Source organism: Streptomyces sp. NPDC020965 (assembly GCF_044333555.1).
In the GTDB taxonomy this organism is placed as follows: Bacteria; Actinomycetota; Actinomycetes; order Streptomycetales; family Streptomycetaceae; genus Streptomyces.
In genome coordinates this window covers 90,758-103,587 of the sequence record NZ_JBIRRE010000012.1, presented here as the reverse complement: position 1 = coordinate 103,587, position 12,830 = coordinate 90,758, and the positions used below count along the sequence as shown (strand labels likewise).

Genomic DNA, 12,830 nt, shown 5'->3' with positions numbered 1-12,830 from the left:
CAGTTTCACGCCACTTGGCCTGCGTGTTCAGGGTTTCTGGCCGAGGTTTCAAGCTTCGTGGCCAGCGCGGCGGGCCGCGTGGGAGGTTTCAGCTGGCTGGAGGCCGCTCGGACTGGCCGTCGGGGCAATGGGGGTTGAGGAACATCGGAACGAAAACCGGCGCTAAGCCCTCCGTGCTCTCCGGAGCCCGTTGACCTGCGGTTCCGTGGTGGTTGAACCTTCGGCAGTCGTGTTGATCAACTGCCTGGAGGTCCGGGGTGCCGGTCGAGTTTCTGACGGCTCGGCCGACTGCGGGCCGCCCGCCCGGCGGCCCTCCGCTTTGCCGGGCCCCGCCCGCACCCCGGGCGGCAGCGGCGCGAGGTCCTGGGACACCCTTCCGTCCCGGCTGTGATTCACGTCACTGCCGGCGGCTCGGTGCAGCACTCGGCCCCGTTCCGCCGTCATGGGGGCAGTGATCGGGACGGGACGAGGAGAGGAGGTCGGCGGGTGAGGTTTCGCAGGAGCGGTCCGGGCATCGGATTCACGGAGTTCGTCGCACAGCGGTCGGGAGCGTTGTTCCGCACCGCGTATGCGCTGACCGGTGACGTGCACGTGGCCGAGGATCTGGTGCAGGAGGCGCTGGAGCGGGCGTGCCGACAGTGGCGGAAGGTCGCGGTTGCGGACTCGCCGGAGGCGTACGTGCGCAAAGTGCTGGTCAACCTGGCCAACGACCGCTGGCGGCGGCTGTCTCGCCGGGGCGAGCGCCCCGGGCTGTCGGGGGTGCCCGAGACGGCCGACCCCCGGGACCGGTTCGGGCAGGTGGATCTGCGCGCGGAACTGATCGAGGCACTGCTCGGGCTGCCGATGGGCATGCGCAGCGTGGTGGTCCTGTACTACCTGCACGATCTGGACGCCCGGCAGGTCGCCGACGTCCTGGACATCTCTTCGAGTGCGGTGAGGTCCCAGCTCGCCCGCGGCCTGGCCAAGCTGCGCGATTCCGTATCGGGCGCCCAGGCGCCGCACACGCCGTCGGCCGCTTTCGGAGGTACGAAGTGAGGAACACGTCGTCCGGACCGGCCCCGTTCGAGCCGGGCCTCGAAGCCGAGCTGCGTGCCGCGGTGGCCTCCTTCGCCGACGGGCCGACGGCGCCGGTCGTCGACGCGGCCGCGATCGAGCGAGCCGTCAGCCGCAGCCGCCCCCGCCGGGCGCTCCTCGGCACCGCTGCGGCGTGCTGCGTGCTGGCGTGCGCCACGGTGGGGTTCTTCGCGCTGAAGCCCGTGCCGCCCGCGCCCGGCGCCTCCCCGTCCCTGTCCCCACCGGCGAACGGGGCGTGCACCCCGCTCGCCACCGGCACCCCCAAGAGGGGAAGCGCCGATGCGACTCCGACACAGGAGCAGGAGCAGACCGCGGGAGCGGGCATCGCGCTGCCGGACCTGGCCGGCATGCCGGTCGAACAGGCCGGAAGCCTGCTGCGCGGACTCGGACTGAGCTGCACGATCATGCGGCACACGGACTGGAACGCTCCCGCCGGGCAGGTGATCAGCAGTCAGCCCCGGGGCGGCGCAGAACCGGTGGCACCGGGCTCGTCCGTCCTCCTGCTGGTCTCGACGGGCAAACCCGGCGGAACCTGAGCGACCGGGCCCTTCGGCCCGCGCACCGGCCGAGTGACCCAGGGGCCGGTGCCGGGCAGTCCGTCGACCGCGGCGCACCGGCTGGACGCCCGCCCCTCCGGGCCGCTGCTGGACTTTTCCTGGACGCGCGGGCCTGGACGACCGGGGAGGGCCTGGTGGTCGAGGAACTCCTGCAGCACCGCATCGACACGGCGACGCACGTCCCGCAGGTCCAGGGGGTCAGGGGGTCAGGGGGTCAGGGGGCAACCGCACGACGTTCACGCTCCTCCGGCCAGCCCGTGGCCCGTCACCGGGTAGCCGGTGTCGGCGTGAAGGGCGGTGCACCGCGGGGCCTGGCCGTGAACCAGTTCACCAGCCCCGCCACCAGGACGAACAGCCCTGCCGGGGTGCGCGCTGGAGCGCACACCAGCGCGCACCGCTCCGCGCGCGGGTCAGCGGCGGGCGTCCCCGGGCGCGAGCAGAGCGGTGACGTCCGCGATGGCGGCCGCCGAGGGTTTGAAGTACCGGCGGACGTTCTCGACCTTCTTGTGCCGGGACTTGGCCATCAGCATCAGCTCGGAGGCGCCCTGCTCGCCGAGGTGGGTCAAGCCGGAGTGGCGGTACTCGTGCAGGTCCCAGCCGGTGCCCGGCCCGGCGTGCGCGGTGTGCTGGTCGAGCAGCGCGCGGGCCTGGCCGTAGGAGAGGCGGGCTAGGCCGGTGTCTGGGCAGACGTCCCGGGCTGAGAGCATCTTGCCGGGTCCGGGGCGGCGGTGGGTGACGAACACCGGCCCGCGGGTGCGGCCCTTGAGCAGGCGCGGCAGCAGCCGGGCGGTACCGGCGTCCCAGAACACCGTCTCCAGCACGTAGTCGGCGCGAACCGTGCCGCGCCGGCGCACCTTGGGCTTGGCACCCTTGGACTTCACCGGGGCCCGTCGGCCGGCAGGTTGAGGTCCTCGATGTTGACGTCCAGGATTTCCTCGGAGCGGGCGCAGGTCTCGTGGAGCATCCGCCACAGGGTCTTCTCCCGGAGGTGGACGTCGCGGCGGGCGATCAGCCGGTCGATCGCCATCTTCGAGCGCACCGGGGTGTCGGAGTCCGGCGGCGGAAGCCGCTTCGCCCAGGCCGGGACCGCCGGCCCGTCGTAGCCGCGCTCGGCGCACCAGCCGGTCCAGGAGAGGACCGCGCCGCGGCGGGCGTTCCAGGTGTTCACCGCCGAGCTGCCCCAGAGGAGTTCCAGCGCCCCGCCGATCTCGTCGTCCGCGACGGCGGCCAGCGGGCGGCCCTCGCCGAGGTGCTCGGCGGTCTTCCCGAGGGCGATGCCGTAGTTCCGGACGGTGTTCGGGTTGGTGAGCGAGTCGAGGAAGGCGTCGGCCGCCGTCCGGACGGTCAGCGCCTTCCCGGTCGGCAGCAGCAGGACGGGCACCGGATTCCCTTGCCGCAGATAACAGGGCCGCTTCGCGCAGCGGCCCGGCGACGTCGCCGCAGATCGTGATCGGCAATACCGCAGATAATGTCCCATTATCTGCGGAACGACTTCACGGACCGGCCGGTGCCGACGGACCGTCAGCTGCCGACCAGCGGCGATCCGGGCTTAGCGCCGGTTTTCGTTCCGATGTTCCTCGACCCCCGCAACGCGCAGAGGGTGGCCGGTGTCGTCACTGGACTCGCCATTCCTTCTTGAAGCCCGGCTTGCTCTCGAAGATCGCAGCCACCACGAACGGAATGAACAGGTCACCCACCGCACAGCGGGCAGACCAGAGCTGTCCGCCTGATGCGCGGACCGTCCCATACGACTTCATGCCGAACATGACACACAGCCCACAGATCCGACAGGAAGAAGAGCCGCCCCAGAGGCACTCCATCGAGCAGACTTTCCCGGCTACCGCAGACGTTCGGAGAGCTGGCCAGTTAATGTGAAAAGTTTGGCCATGCCCAGTGCAACGTCTCACCACCTCGGGCCGGGCCGGACCGTCGGGACAGCCCTCAGCCGTGGAAGGTCGCGACCGCTTCGAGCGCGGCCCGCCCGGTCGTGACGCGGTTGACCGGTGCCGCTTCATCGGCGTAGCCGAAGGAGATGCTCACGAGCAGTTTCCCTTCACAGACGGCCAATTCGGCGCGGACCGTGTCGGCGTAGAAGCTCAGCAACCCCTGCGGACAACTCGCCACGCCGTAGGCGGCCATCGCCAGGAGCAGGGTCTGCATATAGGCACCGACGTCAGCGGCCAGCCGGGGCCCGCCGTCCCCGGTGACGAAAAGGAACGCGGCGTGCGGTGCGCCGTAGAAGTGCAGGCTTTCCGCGTCGTAAGCCGCCCGGGCCTCGTGATCGTCGGCTCCGATGCCCAGCGCTCCGTACAGCTCGGCACCGAACGCCGCCCGGCGCGCCTGGTGCACCGGTGAGTACATGCCATCGGAGTACGGGAAATCGACCGAGATCCGCTTCTCGGCGTGGGCCGCCCGCACGGCGTCGGCCAGGCGCTCACGAGTGGCGCCGCTCACCACCTCCACCCGCCAGGGCTGCGCGTTGGAGTTGGATGGCGCGGCGCCGGCCAGCGAGAAGATCGCACGCATCGTGGACTCGGGGACGGCTTGCGGGCGGAAGGCACGGGTCGCGTGGCGGCCGCGTATCAGCTTCTCCGCGCGGTCACTCAGCTCGGTCGGGGCCAACGGGCTCACGGAAGACTCCTCAACAGCGATCGATGTAAACGCAACCGTTTACATTGCACGACCCTAGCAAGCATCACCTCTCGAAGTAAACGCAGCCGTATACTTGGCCCATGAGTGCGACGACTACGGAATCCCGCGGGCGGGGGCGTGGCGGACGGGAGCGCATCCTGGCCGCCGCCGCTCAACTGTTCGCGACCCACGGCATCAACGCGACCGGCATGGAGCAGGTCGCGGAGGCGGCACCCGTGTCCAAACGCACGCTCTACGCGCATTTCCGGACCAAGAGCGACTTGGTGGTGGCCCATCTCCAGGACCTCACCTCGTCGGGTGCCACGCTGGAAGACGTGCTGACCCGCGAGGACATCCCCCCGCTGGAGCGGATCCTCGGGCTGTTCGCCCCCCTGCCGGACGCGACACCGGTACGAGGATGCCCATTCATCGACGCCGCGGCGGAGTTCCCCGACCCCGAGAGCGCGGTCCACTCCTACGCCCGTGAACAGAAACTACAGATGGTACGGCTGGTCACCACACTGGTGACGGAACTGGGCTGCCAGGAACCCGCCGCACTCGCCGAACAGTTGGTCACCCTCGCGGACGGGGCGGCCAGTCGCGCCATGGTGCTCGGCGAAGCGGATTACGGCCGACATGCACGGACGGCGGCGAAGACCCTGCTCGCGCACGCCCTGCCGAGCCCGGCCTGACGCGGAGGAGTCGGCAGCAGCGCGCGCGCTCCACCGTCCCACCGCGAGGAGCGGTGAGCGCGGGCTCAGTCGGACGCGGACTCACTCGGGCGCGGGCTCAGTCGGGCGCGGGCTCAGTCGGGCGCGGGCTCAGTCGAGCGCGGGCTCAGTCGGACGCGGGCTCAGCAGGCCGGCGTGACCGGGGACCACATGCCGAACCACTGCTCGGCGCCGTAGGACTCGAACCGCTCCACCTCGATGAAGCCCAGCTTCGCCGCGAGGCGCATCGAGCGGGCGTTGGCGGTCTGGGTGGCGAGCACCACTGGTTCGCCGGGAAGCGCGCCGGCGAACCAGTCGAGTGCCGCCGCGCACGCCTCGGCCGCGTACCCGTGCCCCCACGCCTCCGGCAGGAACAGGTAACCCAGCTCGGCCTTGCCAGCGGCCTGTGGGAGGTGGCCCGTCTCCTTGTAGAGCGTGATCTGGCCGATCATCGCTCCGTCGAGATCGACGGTAAAACGGCCGGGGCGGCGGGCGGGCGCCCCCGGCATCTCCCGCCCGATCTCATCGCGCGGCCGGGGACCACCGAGGTAGGCACCCACCTCCGGCGAGGCCAGCAGCTCGATGACCGCCGTACGGTCCCGGGCCCCGGGCTCACGGAGCACGAGCCTCTTGGTCTTGATCGGGGCGGGTGGCCAGGCGACGGGTCCGAGGTCGGTCATGCCGCCCAGCTAATCAGCGGGCCCGGCCGCGATCAAAACCGAGTGGCCCGTCAACTCCGCTGCCCCGGGCCCGCGTTCGACCCATAGCCTTACCGCCATGGATGCGTTCTTACCGTTCCTGATCATGATCGGGAGCCTTGCCGCGGTCCTCGGCCTCTTCGTCCGGCTGGCCGAGCCAGTTCGACGCCGGGGTCTCGCGGGCGGGGCTCTGAGCGCGGCGCTGGCCTCCTACGAGGAGGCGTTCCGCATCTCCGCTCACGAATCCCCTATCGAGATCCGGGCCCAGGGCGGAACGCAAGGCGCCGATCCTGTCGCCCGACGGTCACTGGAGGCGACAGACCGATGGGGGCGACCGGGCGGGCGAAGTAGGGCGGCGGCGGATTCGGCCGCGGTCCCCGGCTGGCTCGATGGGGACTTGGGCGCTGGATCAATCGCCTGACGTCCAGTCGCTGATCAGGGACGCCGTGACCGCGGTCAGTCGGTGGCGGCGCCGAACCACTTCGGCAGCCGGTCGAGCAGTTCCCGCTGGTCCTCGCCGGCCCAGGCCACATGACCGTCCGGGCGCAGCAGCACCGCGGGGGCGTCCAATTCCTCGCTGACGTCGACGACGTGGTCGACCCGGTCCGTCCAGCCCGCCACCGAGAGCCGGCCGGTCTGGTCGAGCAGTAGCCCCCGGCCGCCGTGGGTCAGCCCGTAGAGACGCCCCCGCTTCAGCCCCACGTCCCGCATCCGCTTGCCGAGCAGTGCATGGCCGTCGCCGAAGTCGTAGCGGACGCCGATCGCGCTGATCTTCTCGATCAGGTGCCGGTTGACCTCCTCGAACTCCATCAGCTCCGCGACCAGTCGGCGCACCGCCTGGGCGCCCGGTTCGGAGGAGAGCAGCTCGGTCTGGGCGCGGGTGTTGTCCAGCACCTCGGCGGCCACCGGGTGCCGCTCGGCGTGATAGCTGTCCAACAGCCCTTCCGGCGCCCAGCCGTTGACCTCGGCGGCCAGCTTCCAGCCGACGTTGAACGCGTCCTGGAGGCCGAGGTTGAGCCCCTGCCCGCCGGTCGGTGGGTGGACGTGCGCCGCGTCGCCCGCCAGGAGCACCCGGCCGGTCCGGTAGCGCTCGGCCAGCCGGGTGGCGTCGCCGAAGCGGGAGATCCGGCGCGGTGAGTGCACGCCGAAGTCGGTCCCGGCGAAGTCCCGTATCCGCTGGCCCAACTCCTCAAGGGTCGGCGGCGTACGGTCGTCGGCCACCCCTTCGGCGGGCACGATCATGCGGTACACCCCGTCCCCGAGCGGCATCGCGCCGAACCGCACCTCGGTCTTGCGGACTTCCGCCACCACCGCGTGCAGTGCCTCCGGCGACACGGCCAGCTCCACCTCGCCCAGCAGTGTCTCGACCCGGGTGGGCTCGCCGGGGAAGCCCACGCCGAGCAGTTTGCGCACCGCGCTGCGCCCGCCGTCGCAGCCGACGAGGTAGCGGGAGCTGAGCCGGGTGCCGTCGGCCAGTTCGGCGGTCACCCCGTGGTCGTCCTGCGCCAGCCCGACCAGTTCGCCGCCGTGCCGGATCTCGGCACCCAGCTCGGTGGCGCGCTCGGCCAGCAGGCGTTCGGTGACGCTCTGCGGGATGCCGAGGACATAGGAGTGCGCGGTGTCCAGCCGGTCGGGCCACGGCTCGTCGATACCGGCGAAGAAACCGCCGACCGCGAACTTCTCGCCGAGCGACAGGAACCGCTCCAGCAGACCGCGCTGATCCAGCACCTCGATGCTGCGCGCGTGCAGGCCGAGCGCACGGGACTGATCCCTCGGTGCGGCCTCCTTCTCCAGCACCAGCACGCTGACTCCGTGCAGCCGCAGCTCCCCCGCCAGCATCAAGCCGGTCGGTCCGCCGCCCACCACGATCACGTCAAGCATAAAAACCCCCATCGAATGAGATTGAGAAAACGAGACGGAATGAGGCCAGCCGCTCCGTGCGGAATCCCCCCCGGCGGCGCGCGCACCCGGCGCCACCGCGCTGCGGGGCGCACCGTCGATTCGGTGTCCCCGCAGGACCCATACAGCCACAACAGCCCACATACACCGTGGATCTGTCATTTCCGCAGGTTCTGGCCTAGGTCGATGATTCTGCGGTACGACCCGGGCCTTGCCGCAAGCCCCCCGGTGCGCTATACGTTGGGTACGGAGAGAAGCGGTCATCCCCTCTCCGCCCTCTCTCCGCCCCCTCTGCGTGTCCCTGCGTGCGCCCCGGTCCGGGGCTGTTCGCACACCCCTGGCGCACCCGGTTCGCGGCTCAGTACGCCCTGATGTCTTCGGGTTCCGGGGCGGGTGCGGTCGTACGGTGCTTCGCGTGGCCGCCCTTGGTGGGCCGGGGACGGACCGGCCACCAGATGGCCCGCCCGAGGAGCGCGAACAGGGCCGGGACCAGCACCAGCGACAGGACGAGCGCGGAGAGCATGATGCCGAGCGCCATCGCGAAGGCGACCTGCTCGCTCCCCGGGCTCGTGGCGAGCGTGGCGAAGGAGCCGGCCAGCACCAGCCCGGCCGTCGCTATCGCCGGTGTCGTGTGCCGTACCGCGCGGGCCACGGCGGCGCGGGCCGGGCCGGGTCGCCGCATCTCCTCCCGTATCCGGTCGGCGATCAGGATGTTGTAGTCGGTGCCCAGGGCCACGACGAACAGGAACAGCACCAGCGGCAGGGTGAAGCTGACACCCGGTTCGCCCAGGGCGTGTTGGAACAGCAGGGTGGCCGCGCCGAGGGTGGCGGCGAAGCCGAGCCCGACCGAGACGATGAGGACCAGCGGTGCGAGCAGGCTGCGCAGGAGCAGTACGAGGATCAGCGCGATCAGCCCGGCTGCGACCGGGAACACGGTCCTGAGGTCGCGGTCGACGGCGGTCGAGACATCGGCGAAGATCGCCGGCGTGCCGCCCACATGGGCGGTCGTCCCGGCCGGCGCGTGCTGGGCGACCGCGGCCCGGATCGGCCCGGAGGCCAGGTCACGGGCGGCCCGGCTCTGCGGGTCGGCGGTCGGATAGAGGTCGATCCGGGCGGCCCGGCGGTCCTCGTTCAGGACGGTCCCCGCGACCTGGCCCACCCCGTCGACCCGGGTGAGCGCACGGGCGAGGCCGGCCAGCCCGCCGCTGGTGAGAGCGGTGTCATCGTCCGCGGTGACGAAGACGCTCGTCGGGTCGGAGACTCCGGCCGGCAGCGCCCGGGAGATCTCGGCCGCGGTGGTCGCGGCGGCGGTCCGGTCACCGGAGTCACCCCGGCCGTAGTCCATCCGGATGCCGATCAGTCCGGCGGCCAGCGCGCCCAGCAGGACGACGGAGGCGGCCAGCATCAGCAGCGGGCGTCGTGTGACCAGCGCGCCGAGGCGGGCGGCCCGGCCTTCGCCCGGCTCGTGGCGCAGGTTCTTGGCGGGCCAGAACATCTTGCGCCCGGCGGCCGCGAGCAGCGCCGGCAACAGGGTGAGGCTGCCGACCAGCATCACCAGGACCGCGACGGCGATGGCGGGGCCCATCGAGCGGAACTGCCCGAAGGTCGCCAGGCCCAGCGTGGCGAACGCGGCCACGATGGTCAGCGCCGCCGAGGTGATCGCGTTGCCCACCCGGCCGGAGACCAGCTCGGCCGCCTCGCGGGCCGACTGCTCCGGCCGGGCGCGCAGTTGTTCACGGAAGCGGAACAGCAGGAACAGCAGGTAGTCGATGCCGATGCCGAGCAGGACCACATTGATCAGCTCCGGGGTGCCCGCGTCGATCTTGCGCCCGGTGAGCATCGCGGCTCCGGCGACGGCACCCATCGCCACGCCGCCGATCACGGTGACCGCGAGCAGCGGCAGCAGTGCCGCCAGCGCGCTGCGAAACACCAGCACATTGAGCAGGATGATGAATCCCATGACGAGGCCGCTGCCGACCTTCGCCGCGGTCTCGTGGGAATCGGTGGTGTCGACGGTGTCGGCGAGGCCCCCGGTGAAGCCGGTGCGCATGCCCGCCTCGGAGAACTGAGTCCGGGCATCGTCCCGGAAGGTCCGGTAGACGCCCTGGACCCCCTTGTCCCCGGGATTCCCCATCAGTTGGACGGAGAGCAGGTGGAAGCTCCGGTCGGGCGCCGTCATCGCCGGGGCGATCCGGGGTGTCTGGGAGCGGTCCGGGACCAGGAACGGCAGACCGTCGTCCTCCCTGGGCATGGTCACCCGGCGTTTGGACAGCTTCGCCGTCTCGGCCTCGATCCGCTTCTGGTCGGCGGTGCTGAGCGCCTCGCCGTCCGATCGGGCCACCAGGACCGTCACCGTGGTGGCGTCGGGGTCCTCCCCGAACTCCTCCTGGGCGATCCGCAGCGCGGCGGCCGAATCGTACGCGCGGGGCAGGAAGTCCCCGGTCTGGTGCTGGGTGACGCGGGGGATCAGCGTCGGGGCCAGGGCGCTCAGGACGATGCCCAGCACCGCCCAGAGGGCGATGACCTTCCACGGGTGTCTGGTGGAGTATCCGGTCAGGGCGCGGATCACGTGTCCTCCGGCGGACGGTCTGGAACGCGGACGTCTGCCGGGGGCTCCCGGCCGGTCTCCAGACCATCACTCCGGGGGGTCTGCGGGCGTCATGGCAGCGGGTGATCCGGACCGGGGCCCTGGGTCCCTCCCGGGCCCGCGACCAGGACCCTGGTCCTGGTGCTGGCCCTGGTCTTGGTCCTGGTGCTGGCCCTGGTCCTGGTGCTGGTCCTGGTGCTGGCCCTGGTCCTGGTCCTGGTGCTGCTCCTGGTCCTGGTGCTGGTCGGCGGTATCGATACGGGGTGCCGGTACGGGTGCCGGTACGGGTGCCGGTCCCGTGCCCGTACGGGGTCCGGTCGTGGTGTCGATACGAGGTCCGGCCCAGTGCCCGTACGGCTTCCGGTTCTGGTGCCGATTCGCGTCCGGGCGCTGGTACGCGTACGGGCGCTGGTACGCGTACGGGCGCTGGTACGCGTACGGGCTCCGGTCCTGGTCAGTGGCGTGGGCAAGGGCCGCGGGCCCGGCCCGGCCGCCGTCGGCGCCGCCACCGTGGGTGCTGTGCAACCCTGTCCGGAGGGCCGGGAGGCCGGACACGGGGAGACCAGACGCAGGGAGCAAGACATGGCCAGGAGCCGTCCCACCGGGCCCGGCGAGGCCCGGGAGCCGCTACGGGCCAAGAGCGTCGATAGCGCCAGCGGCACGGACGGCGTCGGCGGCGCCGAGCCGCCGTGGACCCGTAACGACGCGCTCGTGACCGCCGGCGCCTGTGCGATGAACCTGCTCAGCTATGTGTTCTTCAACGACCCCGACGGTCACCACGAGGTGAACGTCGCCGGATTCCTGCTCGTCGCACTGGCGGCCATGCCCCTGCTCGCCCGGCGCCGCCATCCGGTGGCGGCGCTCGCCGCCGTACTGGCACTCGACGCGACGGCCGCCCTGACCGTGCCGCTGCCCAGCCACTTCGGTGCCGTCCTGGTGGTCGCCCTGTACTCGGTCGCCAGGGCCTGCCGGGGTCGGGTGACGGCGGTCGCGGCCGTCGCGACCGTAATGCTGACGCTGCTGAGCCAGAGCGGCGGCCGGATTCCCCCCTGGCAGGAAGCCGTCGCCTCGCCCCTCTCCACCCTGATCGTCGTCGGCACCGCCCTGGCGGTCAACCGCTGGCAGCGGGAGGTGGCGGCCAACCGCAGGCTCCTCGCCGATCGTGCGGTCGCCGACGAACGACGGCGAATAGCCAGGGAGTTGCACGACATCGTGGCCCACCACATCACCACCATGCAGCTCATGGCCGGCGGGGCGCAGGCCAATATCGAGCGGCCGGAGGTGGTTCGGGACGCCCTGGTCACCTTGGAGGGATCCGGGCGGATGGCACTGCGCGAAATGCGTCAACTCCTCGACGTACTAAGGGCCGGCGACGAACCGGAGGCCGCGCCGACGCTGCCCCAGCCCGGCGCCGACGATCTCGACCGGCTGGTGGCCGAGTCCCGACTCGCGGGGCTGTCGACCGAGTTCAGCGTCCACGGGCAGTCGCGTCCGCTGCCGCCGACCGTCGGGCTCACGGTGTTCCGGATCGCCCAGGAGGCGCTCACCAACGCCCGTAAGTACGCGGGGGACGCCCGCGCCTCCGTCCTGCTGACCTACCACCGGGATCGGGTCACCGTCGAGGTACGGGACGACGGCGGGGGCGCACCGCCGCAGGAAGGGGCATCGGCGGTGGGCTCCGGCGGCTACGGCCTCATCGGTATGCGCGAGCGGGTCGCCCTGCACGGTGGCACCCTCGCCGTCGGGCCGCGGACCGACGGGGGGTTCGGCGTGGTGGCCGAGCTGCCACTCCCCGCTGATGACACCGACGGCACGGGCACCACCAACGGCACCCATGGCACTGATGCGACCAATGCGATGGATGATGGGACGGCTGAGGCGGCCGTCCCGTACGAAGGGGTGCGCCGATGACCGGGACCGGGCCGACACCAACGGCATCCACACCGTCACCGTCACCTCCGCCGTCACCGTCACCGTCGTCGCAGGTGATCAGAGTGCTGATCGTGGACGACCAACCGCTCGTCCGGCGCGGTCTGTCGCTGATCCTCTCCCCCGACCCCTCCTTCGAGGTGGTGGCAGAGGCCGAGAACGGCGCGCGGGCCGTCGCCCTCGCCCACCAGCTCCGCCCCGACGTGGTGGTGATGGACATCCGGATGCCCGTCCTCGACGGGGTCGGCGCGACCAGGGAGCTCGCCGCGACCGTGCCCGGCTGCCGGGTCCTGGCCCTCAGCACCTTCGACCTCGATGAATACGTCGTGGGCGCCCTGCGCGCCGGCGCCTACGGGTTCCTGCCCAAGGACAGCTCCCCGGAGGAGCTGGGCGCGGCGATCCGTACCGTCCACGCCGGCGATGCCGTCGTGGCGCCGCGCCTGCTCACCCGGCTGATCTCCACCTATGTACGGGCGCCTCGCGGTGCGCGGCCGACCCATACCGGCCCGGGTGAACTCACCCCCCGTGAGGTCGAGGTGTGGCATCTGATGGCGACCGGACTCGACAACGCCGGGATCTCCGAGGCCCTGGACATCAGCCTCTCCACGGTCAAGAACTACATCACCAGCATCTTCGACAAGCTGGCCGTCCGCGACCGTGCCCAGGCGGTCATCGCGGCCTATGAATCGGGCCTGGTCACCGCCCGTACGACCACGGGGGACCACACGGGATAGGCCGGGACAGG

The 12,830-nt window shown here is 71.5% G+C and carries 10 protein-coding genes and 1 pseudogene; 5 read left to right on the top strand and 6 right to left on the bottom strand.

Features of this window, described 5'->3' with window-relative positions:
* The first annotated feature begins 513 nt into the window (after positions 1–513).
* A complete protein-coding gene (locus tag ACH4S7_RS30485; RefSeq protein WP_366262326.1) occupies positions 514–1,035 on the top strand; it encodes a SigE family RNA polymerase sigma factor in 522 nt (173 codons plus the stop codon).
* On the top strand, positions 1,032–1,610 hold the full coding sequence (locus ACH4S7_RS30480) for a PASTA domain-containing protein (RefSeq protein ID WP_398524569.1): 579 nt from the start codon (positions 1,032–1,034) through the stop codon (positions 1,608–1,610). The genes ACH4S7_RS30485 and ACH4S7_RS30480 overlap by 4 nt, the downstream gene beginning before the upstream one ends.
* A gap of 431 nt (positions 1,611–2,041) precedes the next feature.
* On the opposite strand, the pseudogene ACH4S7_RS30475 reads toward ACH4S7_RS30480, so the two are convergent.
* The 3 genes and pseudogenes from ACH4S7_RS30475 to ACH4S7_RS30465 form a co-directional block, all read right to left on the bottom strand.
* Positions 2,042–3,012 (bottom strand): annotated as a pseudogene (locus ACH4S7_RS30475) (tyrosine-type recombinase/integrase).
* A 232-nt stretch (positions 3,013–3,244) separates the two neighbouring features.
* The gene (locus ACH4S7_RS30470) at positions 3,245–3,388 is read right to left on the bottom strand and encodes a hypothetical protein (RefSeq protein WP_398524568.1); all 144 of its coding nucleotides are present in this window, start codon (positions 3,386–3,388) and stop codon (positions 3,245–3,247) included.
* 184 nt (positions 3,389–3,572) lie between these two features.
* Positions 3,573–4,262, bottom strand: coding sequence for a nitroreductase (locus ACH4S7_RS30465; RefSeq protein WP_398524567.1), 690 nt, complete (start codon positions 4,260–4,262; stop codon positions 3,573–3,575).
* Between the two features lie 101 nt (positions 4,263–4,363).
* Here ACH4S7_RS30465 and ACH4S7_RS30460 point away from each other — a divergent pair, with 101 nt between their 5' ends.
* Entirely contained in the window at positions 4,364–4,954 is a 591-nt protein-coding gene (locus tag ACH4S7_RS30460) for a TetR/AcrR family transcriptional regulator (protein ID WP_398524566.1), read from the top strand.
* Positions 4,955–5,115: 161 nt separating this feature from the next.
* Here ACH4S7_RS30460 and ACH4S7_RS30455 read toward each other — a convergent pair whose 3' ends face one another.
* From ACH4S7_RS30455 to ACH4S7_RS30445, 3 genes are all read right to left on the bottom strand, one after another.
* Positions 5,116–5,652 carry a GNAT family N-acetyltransferase gene (locus tag ACH4S7_RS30455; RefSeq protein ID WP_398524565.1) on the bottom strand — a complete coding sequence of 179 codons (537 nt, stop codon included), beginning with the start codon at positions 5,650–5,652 and terminating at the stop codon, positions 5,116–5,118.
* A gap of 474 nt (positions 5,653–6,126) precedes the next feature.
* Positions 6,127–7,551: a rifampin monooxygenase gene (rox, locus tag ACH4S7_RS30450; protein WP_398524564.1), complete on the bottom strand. Its 1,425-nt coding sequence runs from the start codon at positions 7,549–7,551 to the stop codon at positions 6,127–6,129.
* A gap of 376 nt (positions 7,552–7,927) precedes the next feature.
* Positions 7,928–10,138: an MMPL family transporter gene (locus ACH4S7_RS30445; RefSeq protein WP_398524563.1), complete on the bottom strand. Its 2,211-nt coding sequence runs from the start codon at positions 10,136–10,138 to the stop codon at positions 7,928–7,930.
* Positions 10,139–10,297: 159 nt separating this feature from the next.
* On the opposite strand from ACH4S7_RS30445, the gene ACH4S7_RS30440 reads away from it, so the two are divergent.
* Both ACH4S7_RS30440 and ACH4S7_RS30435 read left to right on the top strand, forming a co-directional pair.
* Positions 10,298–12,067: a sensor histidine kinase gene (locus ACH4S7_RS30440; RefSeq protein ID WP_398524562.1), complete on the top strand. Its 1,770-nt coding sequence runs from the start codon at positions 10,298–10,300 to the stop codon at positions 12,065–12,067.
* A gap of 83 nt (positions 12,068–12,150) precedes the next feature.
* Entirely contained in the window at positions 12,151–12,819 is a 669-nt protein-coding gene (locus ACH4S7_RS30435; protein WP_398524726.1) for a response regulator, read from the top strand.
* Positions 12,820–12,830 lie beyond the last annotated feature (11 nt).

What these genes read in the sequence shown, in the direction of transcription:
- ACH4S7_RS30470 (WP_398524568.1), bottom strand. Translation starts at nt 3,388, where the DNA reads ATGAAGTCGTATGGGACGGTCCGCGCATCAGGCGGACAGCTCTGGTCT.
- ACH4S7_RS30460 (WP_398524566.1), top strand. Translation starts at nt 4,364, where the DNA reads ATGAGTGCGACGACTACGGAATCCCGCGGGCGGGGGCGTGGCGGACGG.
- ACH4S7_RS30455 (WP_398524565.1), bottom strand. Translation starts at nt 5,652, where the DNA reads ATGACCGACCTCGGACCCGTCGCCTGGCCACCCGCCCCGATCAAGACC.
- rox (WP_398524564.1), bottom strand. Translation starts at nt 7,551, where the DNA reads ATGCTTGACGTGATCGTGGTGGGCGGCGGACCGACCGGCTTGATGCTG.